The organism is Synechococcus sp. PROS-9-1, from assembly GCF_014279775.1.
In the GTDB taxonomy this organism is placed as follows: domain Bacteria; phylum Cyanobacteriota; class Cyanobacteriia; order PCC-6307; family Cyanobiaceae; genus Synechococcus_C.
Genome location: NZ_CP047961.1, coordinates 2,146,087 through 2,162,606, shown reverse-complemented (window position 1 = coordinate 2,162,606; position 16,520 = coordinate 2,146,087). Strand labels below are relative to the sequence as shown.

Annotated in this window: 15 protein-coding genes; 6 read left to right on the top strand and 9 right to left on the bottom strand. The window is 57.5% G+C overall.

Features of this window, described 5'->3' with window-relative positions; translation table 11 throughout:
• Positions 1-2 precede the first annotated feature (2 nt).
• Together rplI and SynPROS91_RS11470 are read right to left on the bottom strand one after the other, a co-directional pair.
• Positions 3-461 carry a 50S ribosomal protein L9 gene (gene rplI / locus SynPROS91_RS11475; RefSeq protein WP_186517016.1) on the bottom strand — a complete coding sequence of 153 codons (459 nt, stop codon included), beginning with the start codon at positions 459-461 and terminating at the stop codon, positions 3-5.
• Between the two features lie 42 nt (positions 462-503).
• The gene (locus tag SynPROS91_RS11470) at positions 504-1,436 is read right to left on the bottom strand and encodes a fatty acid desaturase (protein WP_186517014.1); all 933 of its coding nucleotides are present in this window, start codon (positions 1,434-1,436) and stop codon (positions 504-506) included.
• A gap of 54 nt (positions 1,437-1,490) precedes the next feature.
• Here SynPROS91_RS11470 and SynPROS91_RS11465 point away from each other — a divergent pair, with 54 nt between their 5' ends.
• Entirely contained in the window at positions 1,491-2,240 is a 750-nt protein-coding gene (locus tag SynPROS91_RS11465; RefSeq protein WP_186519785.1) for a hypothetical protein, read from the top strand.
• On the opposite strand, the gene SynPROS91_RS11460 is transcribed toward SynPROS91_RS11465, so the two are convergent.
• The gene (locus SynPROS91_RS11460; RefSeq protein WP_370586806.1) at positions 2,228-3,091 is read right to left on the bottom strand and encodes an acyl-CoA desaturase; all 864 of its coding nucleotides are present in this window, start codon (positions 3,089-3,091) and stop codon (positions 2,228-2,230) included. The genes SynPROS91_RS11465 and SynPROS91_RS11460 overlap by 13 nt on opposite strands.
• Before the next feature lie 164 nt (positions 3,092-3,255).
• Here SynPROS91_RS11460 and SynPROS91_RS11455 point away from each other — a divergent pair, with 164 nt between their 5' ends.
• From SynPROS91_RS11455 to SynPROS91_RS11440, 4 genes are all read left to right on the top strand, one after another.
• Positions 3,256-4,560 (top strand): methionine gamma-lyase family protein, encoded by a 1,305-nt coding sequence (locus SynPROS91_RS11455; protein WP_186516998.1) that lies wholly within the window; start codon positions 3,256-3,258, stop codon positions 4,558-4,560.
• A gap of 20 nt (positions 4,561-4,580) precedes the next feature.
• Entirely contained in the window at positions 4,581-4,970 is a 390-nt protein-coding gene (gene gcvH / locus SynPROS91_RS11450) for a glycine cleavage system protein GcvH (RefSeq protein WP_186516991.1), read from the top strand.
• Between the two features lie 68 nt (positions 4,971-5,038).
• The gene (gcvP, locus tag SynPROS91_RS11445) at positions 5,039-7,975 is read left to right on the top strand and encodes an aminomethyl-transferring glycine dehydrogenase (RefSeq protein WP_186516989.1); all 2,937 of its coding nucleotides are present in this window, start codon (positions 5,039-5,041) and stop codon (positions 7,973-7,975) included.
• Between the two features lie 94 nt (positions 7,976-8,069).
• Entirely contained in the window at positions 8,070-8,339 is a 270-nt protein-coding gene (locus SynPROS91_RS11440; RefSeq protein WP_186516987.1) for a hypothetical protein, read from the top strand.
• Positions 8,340-8,351: 12 nt separating this feature from the next.
• Here the strand turns inward: SynPROS91_RS11440 and SynPROS91_RS12295 are convergent, their stop codons facing one another.
• The 6 genes from SynPROS91_RS12295 to SynPROS91_RS11410 all read right to left on the bottom strand — a co-directional run bounded on the left by SynPROS91_RS12295 (position 8,352) and on the right by SynPROS91_RS11410 (position 14,781).
• Positions 8,352-8,558 (bottom strand): hypothetical protein, encoded by a 207-nt coding sequence (locus tag SynPROS91_RS12295; RefSeq protein WP_255439787.1) that lies wholly within the window; start codon positions 8,556-8,558, stop codon positions 8,352-8,354.
• A 387-nt stretch (positions 8,559-8,945) separates the two neighbouring features.
• On the bottom strand, positions 8,946-9,470 hold the full coding sequence (locus tag SynPROS91_RS11435; protein WP_186519783.1) for an NADPH-dependent FMN reductase: 525 nt from the start codon (positions 9,468-9,470) through the stop codon (positions 8,946-8,948).
• 179 nt (positions 9,471-9,649) lie between these two features.
• On the bottom strand, positions 9,650-10,363 hold the full coding sequence (locus SynPROS91_RS12330) for a rubrerythrin family protein (protein WP_186516985.1): 714 nt from the start codon (positions 10,361-10,363) through the stop codon (positions 9,650-9,652).
• A gap of 91 nt (positions 10,364-10,454) precedes the next feature.
• On the bottom strand, positions 10,455-12,284 hold the full coding sequence (locus tag SynPROS91_RS11425; protein WP_186516983.1) for a diflavin flavoprotein: 1,830 nt from the start codon (positions 12,282-12,284) through the stop codon (positions 10,455-10,457).
• The gene (locus SynPROS91_RS11420; protein ID WP_186516981.1) at positions 12,284-14,059 is read right to left on the bottom strand and encodes a diflavin flavoprotein; all 1,776 of its coding nucleotides are present in this window, start codon (positions 14,057-14,059) and stop codon (positions 12,284-12,286) included. The genes SynPROS91_RS11425 and SynPROS91_RS11420 overlap by 1 nt, the downstream gene beginning before the upstream one ends.
• A 293-nt stretch (positions 14,060-14,352) precedes the next feature.
• Positions 14,353-14,781 carry an Hsp20/alpha crystallin family protein gene (locus tag SynPROS91_RS11410; RefSeq protein ID WP_186516979.1) on the bottom strand — a complete coding sequence of 143 codons (429 nt, stop codon included), beginning with the start codon at positions 14,779-14,781 and terminating at the stop codon, positions 14,353-14,355.
• A gap of 425 nt (positions 14,782-15,206) precedes the next feature.
• Here SynPROS91_RS11410 and SynPROS91_RS11405 point away from each other — a divergent pair, with 425 nt between their 5' ends.
• Complete coding sequence (locus tag SynPROS91_RS11405; protein WP_186516977.1) at positions 15,207-16,520, top strand: NRAMP family divalent metal transporter; 1,314 nt, start codon at positions 15,207-15,209, stop codon at positions 16,518-16,520.

Below are 16,520 nucleotides of genomic sequence, written 5' to 3'. Positions count from 1 at the left end.
AATCAATAACTGACGACTTCGAGGTTGATTTCTGCTGTGACTTCGCTGTGCAACTTCACCTGCACCTTGTAGGAGCCAGTGCGGTGGATATCGGGAACAGTGATGTCGCGGCGATCCACTTCTTTCTTTGTTGCCGCTTCGATCACTTCGGCGACATCGCCATTGGTCACGGTGCCAAACAGCACGTCGTCTCCACCGGTTTGTTTCTTCACGGTGAACCGCCCGATCGTGTCGAGAGCGGTGCGGAAAGCCACAGCATCTTGCTTCAGGGTGGCTTGGCGTTCTGCCTCTTTAGCCCTGCGGTGCTCCACCTGCTTCATCACCGCTGGGGTGACGGGAACAGCTTTACCGAAGGGAAGCAAGAAGTTGCGGGCGTACCCGGGTGCAACGTCAACCAGATCGCCATTGCGGCCCAGGCTGAGGATGTCCTCATTGAGTACGACTTGTACGCGCTTGGCCATGGCGATTTAGAAGGGGTTGACGATGAGAAGCGATTGCGAAGTTTACGACGTGACCGGTAGGCGCACCTTGGTTGCGAGCCCTAATGCGCGCATCAGGCGGATGTGTTCCCAGGTGAGATCGATCTGTCCCGGTTGCATGCCGTGGCGTGCGGAATGGGGGAAGGCGTGGTGATTGTTGTGCCAGCCCTCGCCGAAGGTGAGCGCCGCGACCCATTTGTTGTTGCGTGATGCGTCACCGCTGTCGAAGACAACGTTGCCCCAGCAATGCGTGGCGGAGTTCACAAGCCAGGTGATGTGATACACGACCACTAAGCGCAAGGGAATCCCCCACAACACCAGGGCCCAACCGCCAGCACCTGTGGCGGTACCGATCCAGAACAACAGCAAGCCAAGAGGGAGCTGGAGCCAGAGGAAGTGGGCATTCAGCCAGCGGTAATAGGGATCGCCCACGAGATCGCCGGTGAGACGGGGCACCGCAGGCATGGCTTCGATCGGGTGGAACATCCAACCCATGTGGCTCCACCAAAATCCGCGATGGCTGTTGTGGTGATCGGGATCCGTATCAGAAAACTTGTGGTGATGCCGGTGCAGCCCCACCCAGTCGATGGGGCCGTGTTGGCAGCTCAGGGCGCCGCAGGTTGCGAAAAAGCGCTCCAGCCAACGGGGTAGGCGGAAGGATCGGTGCGTCAGTAGGCGGTGATAGCCAAGGGTGACGCCGAGGCAGGCCGTGACCCAGTACAGAACCAGCAGGCTGGTGACAGCAGGCCAGCTCCAGAAGCTCGGCAGTAGGGCCACCACCGCGAGGGCGTGGATCACGATCATGAATCCAATCGTGATGGAATGCTGGTGATTTTTAGGGTTGGGCGCAGGCTGGCCCTTGCGTGGGCGATAAAGAAGTCTTGCTTGAGCTGCTGCCAGGTGCGAAGCTGCTGGCCGACTGGGCGGCGACGGAGTTCTGATCGTGCTTGCAACCATGGCTAATCCGCTTGATGTTTATAGACTATACCCAATAAGGATCCGTATCAAGTGATGAAGGAGGAAGGCATTCCTGATCATCTGCCCAAGGGTTACCGGGATCGGCTCGATGAAGGCCGTCGGGCGATGGCGCACTTGATCCATGTCTGGCACGAGCGCAATGGCTGGTCCCACAAGGTGTTGCCTGCCCTCGCCGATGCCCTCGATCTCGGTCGTGTGCACAACTCCCAAATCTCGAACTTGCGCAACGGCAAGCTCGCCTCTCCCGGTCCCGAGGTGTTCCTGGCTCTCGGGCAGGCCAATGCGATCCTCGAGGCAGGGTTGGATCCGATCCAAGAGCATCTCGCTGAGGTGCATCCCGATCTGCTCAAGGTGCTCAAGGTGAGCGCTGTGCCTGTGATCAGCGCCAACGGCAAGCCGTTGGGAGCAGGCCAGTTATTGGAGATCTTTGTAGGCCTTGCCCCTTTGCCACCAGGTTTCGATTGGCGCATTGATCCAATAGAAGCAGCCCCTTTGAGTGCAGCGCTCGCGGATTGTCTCTGCCGAGGGCAGCCTTGGCGTCATTGTCGCGATCAGTTGATGAGCGCGTATCCAGTCGGGAAAACGCAACGCCGTGAACGATTCGCTGCCGTGATGGCGGGTCTGCGTGATTACTCAGCCGAGGAACTTGATGGGGAGTTTCTCGATCTCCACTCCACCTATCTCTCCTTGGATGGTCAAAAGGGGGAGACGCCAGCGGCATTCCTTGATGAATTGCGACGTCTTCTCCCCTTCAAGGCAACCCAGGACGATCAGCCGGAATAGCGCGCTTGTCGCACTTTGCGGGTGAGTCCGAGTCTGCGCAGCAGTCGAATGTGCATCCAGGTGATGTCGAATTCGAACCAACGCAAGCCATGGCGGGCGCTATCTGGATAGGCGTGGTGATTGTTATGCCAGCCCTCTCCGAAGGAGAGCACGGCCACCCACCAGCAGTTGCGTGACAAATCAGGACTGTTGAAGTTCCGGTAGCCAAACGCGTGAGTGGCGGAATTGACCAGCCAAGTCACGTGATACACAACGGCGAGACGTAAAGGGATGGCCCACAGAACGAGCCCAACTCCACCACCGTGAATTCCTGCGGCCTCTCCGTACCAGTAAAGAGCTAATCCCAGTGGGATTTGGAGCAGGAGGAACCAATGGTCGAGCCACACATAAAAACGATCGTTCAGCAGATCGCCCGCATAGCGATGCTTTTCTTTCAGAGCGGGGATGTCGTGGAGCATCCATTCGCTGTGGCTCCACCACAACCCCCGGCCGGCATCGTGATGATCATTGGGCTGATCGGAAAAGCGGTGATGGTGGCGATGCAGAGCTACCCAATCAATCGGTCCGCTTTGGCAGGCCAAGGTGCCCATCACCACGAGAACCCTCTCAAGCCAACCGGGCACTTCAAAGCTGCGGTGCGCCACAAGCCGATGCAGGCCCAGGGTGACGCCAAGCACGGTCATCCAATACAGAACGCCGAAGGCAACCAGCCCCTGCCAGCTCCAGAAGCGTGGGAGTAAGGCCACTGTTGCCAGCACGTGGATGACAACCATGAAGCTGGTGGTCCCCCCTTTGAGGCGGCGCTGTTTTGAGGGGAGCGTTTGACGCGGTGCCATCACAGCTGCGCGCATGCGCAGCTCGCGTTGGGTGCTTGCGTCAGCCGGGGTGGATGTAACCAAGAGAGTCTCCTTGCACCGGATCTAGAGATTCAGACGACGAGAAATCGGCGAATCTTGAGACGGCTAGAAGATGCGAATGTAAAAGAACTGAGCACAAAAAGTGCGAATAAGCAGAGATGGATTCAAATTCTGGGGATGGCGCAACGGATGCTGCGAGCGCTGAGCAGTGGGCGCGAGCACGCATTCGGCAAGCGAAAGATCGACTCAGGCCCATGGCAGAGCAACGCACTGCGGGCGTCTCGGTTCGCTTGGAAAAGGTGCTGAATGCCTTCGCAGCTGAGCGCGTTGGGACCCAGCATTTCGCGTCTGTGAGCGGCTATGGCCATGGCGATCAGGGGAGAGAGGTGCTGGATCGCGTCTTTGCCAGGGTGCTGGGTGCTGAAGCCGCGGCTGTGCGACTCCAGTTTGTGAGTGGCACCCATGCGATTGCTGCAGCTTTGTTCGGGGTGTTGCGCCCTGGTGAGCGGATGCTCTCGATTACGGGTCGCCCTTACGACACCCTTGAAGAGGTGATTGGTTTAAGGGGAGAGGGGCAGGGGTCTCTTCGTGACTTCGGAGTGCAGTACGAAGAACTTCCCCTGCTCGACTCTGGAGCGGTTGATGAGGCGGCTTTGGATGCTGCTTTAGAGATCCCCCGCCGGCTGGTGTTGATGCAGCGCAGCTGTGGGTACAGCTGGCGGCCATCGCTGTCCATCAACACGATCGAACGCCTCTGTGAGCGCATTCATCAGCGGCAGCCCGATTGCGTTTGTTTCGTAGACAACTGTTATGGCGAGCTGGTGGAGGAGCGAGAACCCCCTGAGGTCGGTGCCGATCTGGTGGCCGGTTCGTTAATCAAGAATCTCGGTGGCACGATCGCCCCCGCTGGCGGCTACGTAGCAGGTCGAGCCTCGTTGGTGGAACAGGCTTGTTGCAGGCTGACTGCTCCAGGGATTGGGAGCGAGGGCGGCAGTGGTTTTGACCTGCATCGCCTGCTGTTGCAGGGCTTGTTTCTCGCTCCGCAGATGGTGGCGGAAGCCTTGATTGGTGCTGATTTGGTGGCGGCTGTGTTTGCTGATCTTGGTTATCCGGTGCAACCGTCTGCAGGGGAGCCACGCAGTGATCTCATCCAGGCGGTGCAGATCGGAGACCCAGACGCCTTGAAATTGATTTGTCGGGCCTTCCAGGGAATCTCGCCAATAGGGTCCTATCTCGACCCGGTGCCAGCGCCGATGCCTGGTTATGCCAGTGATTTGGTGATGGCCGGCGGCACCTTCATCGATGGCAGCACCAGTGAATTTTCTGCGGATGCTCCCCTGCGAGAGCCCTTCAATCTCTACGTGCAAGGTGGAACCCATCGCGCCCATGTGGAATTGGCTCTGATCAGGGCCCTTTGCGCTTTGCTGACGGCAGGTTGGGTTGATCTGGCGCAGACTGGGTAACAACCGCATCTCCTGGCCCGATGGCCTTTGACTTTCCCGACCAGTTTCGGTTCGCCGACAGTCATGAATATGTCCGGCAGGAAGCGGAGTTCGTGCGGGTTGGCCTAAGCGCCTATGCCGTGGATCAGCTCGGAGACATTGTGTTTGTGGATTTGCCTGAGCTGGGGTCTGCGCTCAGCCGCGGAACCAGCTTTGGAACCGTGGAATCGGTGAAGGCCGTTGAGGAGATGTACGCGCCGATTACGGGTGAAGTGGTTCAGCGCAATGAAGCGGTGTTGGCCAATCCTGAGGAGCTTCAGAACGATCCTCACGGGGAGGGTTGGCTCTTGTTGATTCGCCCTTCAGAGCCATCCCAGATTGAGGAATTGATGGATTCAGCGACCTACTCCGCCAAGGTGGCGGCTGCCTAACCGAAGCTTGATTGGCCCGTCAATGCGGCGGGGACTTCCTTACAGTCACTCTCCCCGCACCCGACCTTTTGACCTTGCTTGAACAGCGTGTGTCTGACGCGTCGGTGGCTCAGACACTGTCTCCGTTCGTAGGCCGGCATATCGGACCCGGAGATCAGGCGCAACAACGGATGTTGAAGGCGCTGGGATTTGAGGATCTCGATTCTTTTTTGCGTGCGGTTGTTCCGGCCAATATTTTTGATGCACTTCCTCCTGTTGAGGACCTTCCCCGTGGCTGCACCGAAGCCAGTGCTCTGGCGGAGCTGCGTGGCTTGGCTGACGCCAATCAGGTGAGGCGATCGCTGATTGGTCTTGGCTACTACGACACCGTGACGCCAGCGGTCATTCAGCGTCAGGTGCTGGAAAACCCCTCTTGGTACACGGCCTACACGCCTTATCAAGCTGAGATTGCGCAGGGCCGCCTGGAAGCGTTGTTCAATTTTCAGACCCTGATCAGCGAGCTCACTGGCTTACCAATCGCCAACGCTTCACTGCTCGATGAAGGCACTGCCGCAGCAGAAGCGATGGGCCTGAGCTTGGCCACCTGTCGCCGGCCAGAGGCCAAGCGCTTTTTGGTGGACGCAGCTGTGTTGCCCCAGACATTGGCCGTGTTGCAAACCAGGGCCCTACCCATTGGGGTGGAGCTGGATGTGGCGGAGCCCGAGGCGTTCCGCTGGGGTGACGATGTCTTTGGGGTTTTGCTCCAACTGCCAGGCCGTTGTGGGCGGCTTTGGGATCCGTCCGCCTGCATCGCTTCTGCCCATGACAGCGCTGCCCTTGTCACGGTGGCGGTCGACCCCCTTGCCCAGGTGTTGCTTGCTCCGGTTGGTGAGCTCGGTGCCGACATCGCTGTTGGCAGCACCCAGCGTTTTGGTGTGCCGATGGGCGGTGGCGGCCCCCATGCCGCCTTCTTTGCCACCCGCGATGCGTTTCGCCGCCAGGTGCCTGGCCGGATTGTCGGCCAGTCTCGAGATGCGGATGGCCAGCCAGCGTTTCGGTTGGCCTTGCAGACCCGCGAGCAGCACATCCGACGCGACAAAGCCACGAGCAATATTTGTACGGCCCAAGTGCTGCTCGCTGTGATGGCCTCGTTTTATGCCATCCATCACGGCCCTAAAGGGCTGGAGGCGATGGCGCACAGGCTTGTGGCCCTTCGGCTTCAGCTCGAGGAGGCGGTGCGTCAGTTGGGCTATTCGCTTGAGGCGAAGCCTCGCTTTGACAGTTTTGATGTTTATGGATCGATGGCTCCGCAGGTGCATCGCCTGGCAGCACTCGAAGGCATCAATCTCCGTGTCTTGCCAGATGGAGCCTCAGTGGAGACGGCTCAGGGATTTGGAATCAGCCTGGATGAACTCTCGGATTCCGACGAGATCAAGCGTCTCATCGCGGTTTTGGCGCAAGCGGTGGAGGCTCCTGTCCCAACGGATCTCGGTGAGCAGAGCACTGACGCTCATTTGAGTGGTGTTCCCTGTCGCCAAGCGCCCTGGCTTCAACAGTCGGTCTTTCACCGCTACCACAGTGAAACCGAGCTGATGCGCTACATCCAGCGATTGGTGAGTAAGGATCTGTCCTTGGTGCATGGAATGATTCCCCTAGGGAGTTGCACCATGAAGCTCAATGCGGCTTCAGAGCTTGTGCCTGTGAGTTGGCGGGAGTTTGCGGCGATGCATCCCTTCGCTCCTTTGGATCAGCAGCAGGGTTCCCAGCGGATGGTTCAGGACCTCGCAACCTGGTTGGCGGCACTCACCGGGTTTGCCGGTGTGTCGCTCCAGCCCAATGCCGGATCGCAGGGCGAATACGCAGGGCTGCTCGTGATTCGTGCCTGGCATCGCTCCCGTGGCGAGGCTTCTAGAAATGTTTGCTTGATCCCAACGAGTGCCCACGGCACCAATCCAGCCAGCGCCGTGATGGCGGGCATGCGTGTGGTGGCGGTGGCCTGCGATGACGAGGGCAATGTGGATGTGGAGGATCTGCGCTCTAAAGCAGAGCAGCACAGTGCATCGCTCGCGGCCTTGATGGTGACCTATCCCTCAACGCACGGAGTGTTTGAGGTTCGTATTCGTGAAATCTGTGCGCTCGTTCATGAGCATGGAGGGCAGGTGTATCTCGATGGAGCCAATTTGAATGCGCAGGTTGGGCTTTGCAGGCCTGGCTCCTTTGGGGCTGATGTCTGCCATCTGAATTTGCACAAGACCTTCTGCATCCCTCACGGTGGAGGTGGGCCAGGGGTCGGTCCGATTGGGGTGGCAGCTCATCTGCTGCCGTTTTTACCCGGACATCCCCTGATGGCCTGTGGTGGAGAGCAGGCCATCCAGGCTGTGTCTGCTGCCCCTTGGGGAAGTGCAGGCATCTTGCCAATCAGCTGGATGTATTTGCGTTTGATGGGTCCTTTTGGACTGCGTCAGGCCACGGCGATCGCCCTCCTCTCCGCCAACTACTTAGCGAGTCGCTTGGATGCGCACTACCCAGTGCTGTTTCGAGGGGAGAGTGGGCTGGTGGCCCATGAATGCATCCTTGATCTGCGGAGCCTGAAGCGAACCGCCGGATTGGAAGTGGATGATCTGGCCAAACGCTTGATGGACTTTGGCTTTCATGCCCCAACGGTGAGTTGGCCTGTGGCCGGCACGGTGATGGTGGAACCCACGGAGAGCGAGAGCTTGGAAGAGCTGGATCGGTTCTGTGACGCGATGATTGCGATCCGTGCTGAAGCCGCTGCGATCGAAGATGGATCCAGTGATCGGGAGAACAACCCTCTGCGCCGTGCACCGCACACCTTGGCTGCGGTCACAGCGGACAACTGGGACCGTCCCTACAGCCGGCAGCAGGCTGCATTTCCGCTTCCTGAACAAGTCAGCAACAAGTTTTGGCCTTCAGTGGCACGCATCGACAATGCCTTTGGCGATCGCAATTTGATTTGCACCTGTCCAAGCGTTGAAGAGATGGCAGAACCCGTTGCAATGCGTTAACTTCACGGAAATCGGAAATAAACGTTTCGATTTCAATCACGCATGCTGACCTGTTTGCACACTGATCGGCAATTGCTCCGTCCTAGGAGACAACATGAGCAGCGACATTTCCAACATTCATGGTCAAGGAGCGGTAACTCCAACTGCATCAGGCGATTCTCTTCAGCTGCCTGATCTCCCCGAGTGCCTGCAGGCAGCGTTGGGCAGGGGGCATACGCTTGCTATTGAGGGCACCAACGTGGTGCGCGTTCCTTTTGGAGTGCGTCGTCCCCGTCGTGAACGCCCCCAGCGTCCAGAACGTTGGGCAACCTTGGTGTTGCCATTGCAGCCTCATGGATCACCCACGCCTCCACAAGCGGCTTAAAACAGTTTTTAATTAGGCAACTTCTATTAAGTCTGGGCTGGTTCTGAGCTTCCAGTCCACGAGTGATTTTGCATCTTCAAGTGAACAAATCGTTGTCCTAAATGGAAGAAGCTGCATGGGACTCCGTTCTGGCCGAACCAACCAGCTCTGATTCGGCTGTTGCAAAAGAATGAATCCGCGGTAGCGCACAGCGAATTGCGGCTCGCCAAGAAATCCCATGGATGCTGGGGTTAATGGGTGGTTATGTGAGTTATTTCAAGGCAAAAAAGCAGGTTTAAGTGCCATCAGCTTGTTTTCTTTAGGTTTCGCTTTTTAATTGTCAGTGTTTGAATGTTTTTGATGGCTCGGTCAGATATCTGGCCTGTTAAGCGTTGAATGAAATTCATTTTGATGGCATTTGTTACAACAAAGGCTTTGAGCTTGTTGTATTAATAATCACTCGTTTAGCTCAACCCAAGCAGGAGTGAGTCTGTTTGATCGTTCGAGGCATGGTTTTGATGTCTGCCTGCTTGACTTGCATGAAATTCAAGCCCATCCGCCGCTAGAAAGATCTGATTGGGACGCTGCGGTGTCGCCCGAGATTGAGATCGTGCCGTGTGGGCGGAGTCATTGAATCGGTTGTTTTTGTCCTAAACGTTGCAGCAGGTCCTGGATGCTCTCGTCTTTGGCTGGTTTGGAGTGATTGCTGAGTAATTGACGACCCACCACTTCAGCACCGAGGTGCGTGAGCTGGATGCGAAGAGACAAAAGGAGTTCCATACCTCCGCCTCCTGAGAAGGTGGCGATTGCGATCGGCCGACCATTGAAGAGCGTCCGGAAGTCGTCGCCTTGTACAGACAGCCAGGCAATGGCATTGGTGAGGCAGGGTGGAATCGAGCCGTTGTATTCGGGTGCGCAGATCACCCAACGGGGAGAGGCCATCAGCTGAGCCTCGAGTGGGGCGAGCGCCTCCGGCGTTCCTTGCGTTTGAGCCCTGGGGGTGAACAAGGGCAGATCGATGGTCGTGAGATCGAGCAGGTGGGCTGATTGGCCCAGGGTCCCTGCTGTCTCAACGAAGCGCTGGGCCAGCTTGAGGTTTTCGCCATTGCTTGCGGTGATCACCAACACATCGCGCGTGTTTGCTCTGTTCATGCCCAGAATTTCCACCATGCCCGCTGAATTTTGCCTGATGTCTCTGCATCCTTGTCATGGCTGCCGTCGCAGACCTGCCCGTTTCTGCTGAGCTCGCTGCCGCTGGATAGGTGGTGCGAACGATTGATCCCGAGGTGCCGCCACGGGTGGACTACCCGTTGACGGACCTCGGGCGAGCGTTAGGCCGACTTCAATTCCGCTTCTCGATAGGGCACAAAGCTGGCTTTACGAACACCGCAAATGGGGCAGGACCAATCATCTGGAATCGCTTCGAAAGGTGTGCCTGGCTCAATTCCGGAGTCGGGATCGCCCTCAGCAGGGTCATAAATCATCGAGCACACCTTGCAGATCCATTTGCCGGCTACCGGCTCATCGGCCTGTCCCGCTTGACCCTTGCCTTGAAGTGCTTCAAGGGCAACGCCATACGACTCGGCATGGTGCTGTTCGATGGGCGTGAGTAGGCCGAAGTTCTTGGCAGCTGTTTTAAAGATGCCCGCGTGATCTTTGGATTCGCTGGTCTGTTCGTTGAACTCAGCTTCAGCTCCGTGATCGCGATCGTTGCGGGCTTGCTCAGCAAACTCCGGATACATGGTGGTGTATTCGTAGGTTTCGCCTTCGATGGCAAGCTCAAGGCAGCGCGTGAGCAAGGCCTGTTTGTCGTCGTCGCTGAGTGCACTGGGGTCGCTGAACACGAGCTCCGGATGGAGCAGGCGGAAGTGAGCAAACGCGTGCTCTGTTTCTTGGGCGGCGGTGTCGCGGAAGAGCTTGGCGAGATCGGTGCGACCGAGTTTCTTGGCGACATCGGCAAAGAACAGGTATTTGCGATTGGCCATGCTTTCGCCGCCAAAGGCAGCTTCGATGTTGGCCTGGGTGTACGGCTTGGAAAGATCCATTGGCTCCTTGGTCGATCATTTGATACTAGCGCTATCTCATACTCGCTATGAGTTAGCGCTAGGGGTCGATGGGGTTGATTGGTGCAGTCCGTTAGTAATTCGCGCCACTGCGGCGCTGATGCACTGCGGTACCGCCTTCGGAATCGAGCACGCCTCCATGGGAGACCTCGGCGTAAATCAGCCAGTGATCCCCGCATTCCATGCGTTGCTTCACCGTTGCTTCCATCCACGCCAAGGCGTCTGGGAGTAAGGGCTGTTCACTTGGAGTGGCCTTCAATTCCAGGCCGGCAAAGCGATCAGCTCCCGGCTCAAACGGTTGGAGGAATTGCTTCATGGGCCCGCTCTCGCGCCCTTCGGCGAGCACGTTCAAGGCGAAGCAATCGCCGATATGCAGGAGGGCCTCAACGGCTCGATCCTTGGCGACTGCCACGGTGAATCCCGGAGGAGTGAAACTGGCTTGGGTGACCCAGCTTGCAATCATGGCGCCGGAGAGCTCACCCTTTCGGGCGGTGAGAACGCAGAGAGATCCCACGACCCGACCCAGGGCCAGCACGGCAGGGTCACTGCGGCTTTCACTGAGTCCACCGCCGCTGCGACGTTGCTGTTTGCGTTGCTCTCGATGCAACTCGCGACCAAATCGGGTGCCGGTTTCTTCGAGGGTTTGAATCATCGCTGCATCGGGGCTGAATTTCACTCGGATCGGCTCGAACGCAAAGTGAAATCCGCCGTCTCGAAGCTTGTTCTCCAGCAGGTCGATGGCTTCACCGCTCCAGCCAAAGCTGCCAAACACGCCCACGGGTTTACTGCGGTCTCCTTCGGCAAGAAGCGTCCCCAAAGCCGAGACGATTGGCGTTGGCGCATGGCCACCAAGCGTTGGTGAGCCGATCAAAATGCCGTCTGCTTGGTTGATCGTGTTGATGAGTTCGTCAGGAGGTGTGAATTCACAATTGAGGCTGGTAATGCGAATCCCAGTACGACCAACACCTTGAGCTAAGGCATCAGCAATGGCAGCCGTGTTTCCGTAAGCACTGGCAAAGAGCAGTGCAACAGACAAGCTGGCTTGCTGTTGGCTTTCTCCCCAGCGGCGGTAGTCATTGAACAAACTGCGCCAGCTGGTGTCGATGGCTGGACCGTGGCCGGGCGCCACCGTGGTGATGTCCAGCTCTTCCAGACGCTCCACAAGCGAGTCCACTTGGCCCGCCATCGGTGCCATCAGGCAGTCATAAAAGTGACGCCGCTCTTCTTCCGTTGCACTGCGTCCGGACTCAGCCCATTCATGAGTGCAGATGTGCGCCGAAAACAGCTTGCCGCTCATCAGAAGTCCGATGGACTCTTCAAACGCGAGCAGGCCCCCGGGCCATCGGGGGGTGGGAGCGGGAACGAGTTGAAGCTGGTGGTGACGACTGAGAGACAGGGTTTGCTCTTGGCGGATCACCTGGATGGGCGGCAGGTCGGGGATGGCTGGCTGTTCGCTCTCCTGTCCTGGCGCTGCAGGTTTGCGTTGTGACCAGAGTTCCCCCAGGAGCTTGGCTCCAGCGTTGGAGGCAATCAGTTCGAGCTCGGGATACAGGCCTGCAAGATCACGCAGTAGTGCCACCCTGTTGGGGTTGACGTGGCCAACGACAACCTTGAGTGCAGTGGTTTGGGCTGGAAGGAGACCAGCAAGAGCCGTGAGGAAGGCCTTGTCGTAAGCCTTGCCGGGAGGATGCACGAGCAGTGCGGCCTGGTGCTGACCTTCGCGATCCGTGCCGGCATCAAACAGAAAACTGTTGGCGGTGCTGCCCCGTTCCAGCGCATATTCCAATTCGAATCGGAGCCGTTGGGGACTCAGCCCCCGCAGGCAAGTGAGTCCTTCATCGATGGGCAGGCTGATCACTTGCCGGGTCGCTGCTGCAGGGGCCTCGAGGTTGGATGTCGCCATTAATAGTGATTCCCCACTTTGCGGTGATGGACGGCGGTCATGGCGTTTGCATCGGCCACGTTCCCCTGTTCCACCACGGCATAGATCACCCAGTGATCGGGGCCTTCCATGCGTTGTTCCACGCGGCAGCCCAGGTAGGCCAGTGCATCTCCGAGAACGGGGCCACCCTCGGCTTCCGCCTCCAGCACATTGATGCCAGCGAAACGGTCGGCGCCGGGCGGGAAGCGTTTAAGAAAATGCCTGAGAAGTTGTTGATGGTTGTCCTCTCGGAGAATATTCAGCACAAATTTGTCGCCAACCTGCATCAGAGCCTCGATCGCCCTGTCTTTGGCCACGGCCACGGTGATGCCTGGTGGACTGAAACTGGCCTGACTGACCCAGCTCGCCACCATCGCGCTACGGCGCAGGCTTTCACCGTCGCCTTGGCTGGCCGTGACCACATAAAGCCCGCCACTGAGACGGCCTAGGGCTTTGTCGAGATCGCCATCCAAGCTCTTCATTGCTGCGATCGTTTTGTCGCGCGTTAAGAGTTGGCCTAGGTCGGTGCCTGATTCTTCGCAGCGCTGATAGTCGCCACCTGAAGGAAGCTGGCGAATGCGCAGGGGTGAAAAGGCCTCCTTCTGTCCTTGGCTGCGTAGTTGTACGGCCACGGAATCGATCGGCTCGTCATCTCCACCAAAGGCGTCGTAAACGCCCACCAGCTGTTTGCCATTTAAGGCAGCCAACAAGGTTCCAATGCTGCTTTGCAGCTCAGCATCTGCGTTCGCTGGCCAGGTGGGAACCACCACGGCCTTGGCTTCGCTGATCAGGGCTGTGAGCTCTTGGGCATCGGTGGCACGTAGATCAACAAGTTGAACCTGGGCCTCGGTTTTGCCGATGCCGTGGGCGATCGCCTGACTGAGCCGATCACAGAAGCCGTATTGACTCAAATAACAAACGGCTGCGTAACTCTCGCCTTTATTGCGTTGCCCGCTCCATTCGCGGTAATCGTTGATCCAGTGGCTGAGGTGATGGCGAAGCAAAGGGCCATGACCTACCGCGATCGTGTTGATCTCGGGCAGACCATCCATACGCTTAAGGGCTTGAAGCACGCTGCGGGCATTGGGCCCCATCAAGCAGTCGTAGTAGAAGCGGAAATCCGGTGCAATCGCGCCAGGATCGCTATCAAAAACGTCTTCTGAGCAGTAGTGCAGCCCAAAGGCATCGCAGGTGTAGAGGATTCCGCTGCCGTGATCAAACGAAAAAATTGTGTCCGGCCAGTGCAGGTTGGGTGCACTTAAAAACTCAAAGCGATGCTGCACGCCGCTCTCAGGATTGATGCCGAGATCAAGCTCTTCTCCGCTTTTGACGGCTCGGGAGCGGAACGGCCGATGGACCTGGTCTTTGAGGAATTGAATCGCCACCTTGGATCCAACAATTTCGATCTCAGGGTTCAGGTCAATCAGGTCTCCAATCAGTCCTGAGTGGTCCGGTTCGGTATGGCTCACGATCAGGTAATCGATCTGTTGCGGATCGACTTGCTCTTTCAGAAGCGGCAGCCAGGTGTCGCGAAATTTGGCGTGACTCGTGTCAATCAGGGCGGTGCGGTCACCCCGCACTAGAAAGGCGTTGTAAGTGGTGCCGTTGCGCAGGCCAAATTCAATATCGAAACGGCTTCGCTCCCAGTCGAGGGAACGAATCGTGCTGCTGTCAGCCGCAATCACTTCCGATTGAAGGGAGAGCCTCGGACTGGTGCTTGACGCAGTCACTGATGGCTTCAAGCTTGAGGTGGCCATAGCAATTACTCGCTGACCTGAACTCTACGGAGAAGATCAGGTCTGCGGCTTGGGTGTCATTGCTGCGGCAAGACGCGGGAACCAGTCCACCAGGTCAGGTACGGCGATGATTAAAGCCAAAACGGCCACCTGCAAGCCAACGAAAGGCAAGGACCCCAGGCCAAACCAGATCAGAGCATCAGGGCCCAGCAGTTGCCGTCGCTGCCTTAAAAAAGGCCCCCCGCCATGGCGAGGAGCCCAGTACCTCTTTTCCGTTGTATTCGTTGTCTTGAACTGGTGTTCACCAGGGTGTTTCAGCTTTCCACCTTCACCGACACGGTGGTGCGGTTGTCGCTTTTTGCAGCCCTGATCTCAAGAATGCCGTCGCGATAGGAAGCTTCCAGTTGGTCGCGATCGAGCGGCTTGGCGAAGCGAAAACTGCGACTCCATGTGCCCGTCCGGAACTCGCTGAGCAGCTGCTGCGCATTGGCTTCTGCGTCTACTTCGGTTGGGGTTGTGTTGTCTTCAACGGGGATGGTGGGTTGTCGTTCAGCACTGATCACAAGCGATCGATCTGTGGCTTTGACATCAATGGACTCGTGGTCGACGCCTGGGAGTTCCAGTCGCACGGTGTAGCTGGTGTTGGTTTCGATCACTTCAGCAGCAGGAACGCGTTCAGCTTGTGAAACTTGCTGTTCAAGGCGATCCAGCAAATCAAAGGGTGATGTACGAAGGGTGATCATGGGTCAATCTCAAATTGGCTGTGAAATTCAGGAGGTTTGTGTTTCCCGCAACGTCAATCTGCGCTGAATTGATCTCAACTGGGAGTGTAAGAACCGCCCTTTTCGGTACGGCCTAGACCACCAGGTTCGGTTGCTGCTACTGAGAAGTCGTGAGAGCCGAACTGTGATGGAGATGGCTCAAATCGCCTCTCATTGAAAAGCGAACTGTCTCGCCTGCAAACTGCTTAGATCTCATCGCAAAGGACATTGCAAACGAAGAAGATTGAGGCCTTGTTCATAAGGCAAGCTTGGCTTTCTGGCTTCATTCGTGTTCGACCGCTACGGATGCGCATTCAGATTGTGCAGCATTTTGATCTCGACCGATGAACGGATGGTCCATTGCGTGAGGCTTGGCAGGAGGATGTCTAGCAACCATTCGTCTTTCTATGGCTACCTCCGCCTCACGTTCGGCAGCTGGTCTCAGGCAGAGCCTAGGGCCGGGGATTTTGATGGCGGGGGCCTGTATTGGCGGGTCTCACTTGATGTCGTCCACAACGGCTGGGGCCAGGTTTGGCTTTGCGTTGTTGGGCCTGATCCTGCTCACCAATTTGGTGAAGTATCCATTCCTGCGAGTGGGCACACGCTTTACCGCAGTCACTGGATTGACGTTATTGGAGGGGTTTCAGCGCCGTAATCGCTTCTACCTCCCGCTTTATCTCCTGGTCAGTCTGGTGACCGGAACGCTCACAATCGCGGCGGTCAGCTTTGTGGCGGGGCTCTTGCTGACCAATGTGCCGCTTTTGGCGAATTTCAATACGTTCGGCTTGGCCATCGCCGTGCTGGCAGTGAGTGGCTTGATCCTTCTGCTGGGGCACTACCGGGCGCTGGATCGTCTTTCGAAAGTGCTGGTGGTTCTGTTGACCATTCTTTCCGGAGTGGCAGCGTTGACTTTGTTGTTCCGCGGCTCTGTTGGGGATGTGGCAGCCACCTGGGTGGGCACGACTCCCTCTCCCTGGACAGCGGCAAACTTGGCATTCCTGATTCCCCTTATGGGCTGGATGCCCGGTCCGGTGGAGATGTGCGTGTGGCCGTCGTTGTGGATGTTCTCTCGCGCCCAAGACAGCAAGCATTCGGCGTCTTTGAAGGAGGCCGAATTTGATTTCAACCTTGGCTATGCGGTCACTGTTGTGACGGCTGTTTTCTTTGTGATTCTGGGCGCTTACACGATGTATGGCACCGGTGAGGGAATGTTTGCGGGCAGTGGGGTGTCGTTTGCTCAGAACCTCATTCGCCTCTACACCGAAGCGATGGGTGGCTGGGCTGCATGGGTGATTGTCCCGGCGGCATTCGCAGCAATGTTTAGTACCACGCTCACCTGTTTAGATGCATACCCACGCAGTATTTCAGCGATCCAAGGCTTGCTGCAGGGGTCCGATCGAGGTGATTTGGCCTCAGCTTCTCAGCAGCGTCGGCTGTCTGTGTGGTTGGTGCTGCATCTACTGGCCGCCTTGGTGGCCCTGCTGTTTGCGTTCAGTGGAGTGATTGGAGTGAAAGATTTTGTCTTCGGTGCGATGACAGGAAGCTTTCTGACTGCTCCCTTATTTGCCTGGATGGCGATGGACACGATGAACAGTGACTTGGTGGCTGTGGAGCATCGCGATGGTCCTGCCATGCGAGTGCTTACTTGGTTTGGTTTGGCCTTTTTGACAGGCTTCAGCCTGCTGTTTATCGGTTGGTCGGCTTTCGGTTGGGGTGCCTGA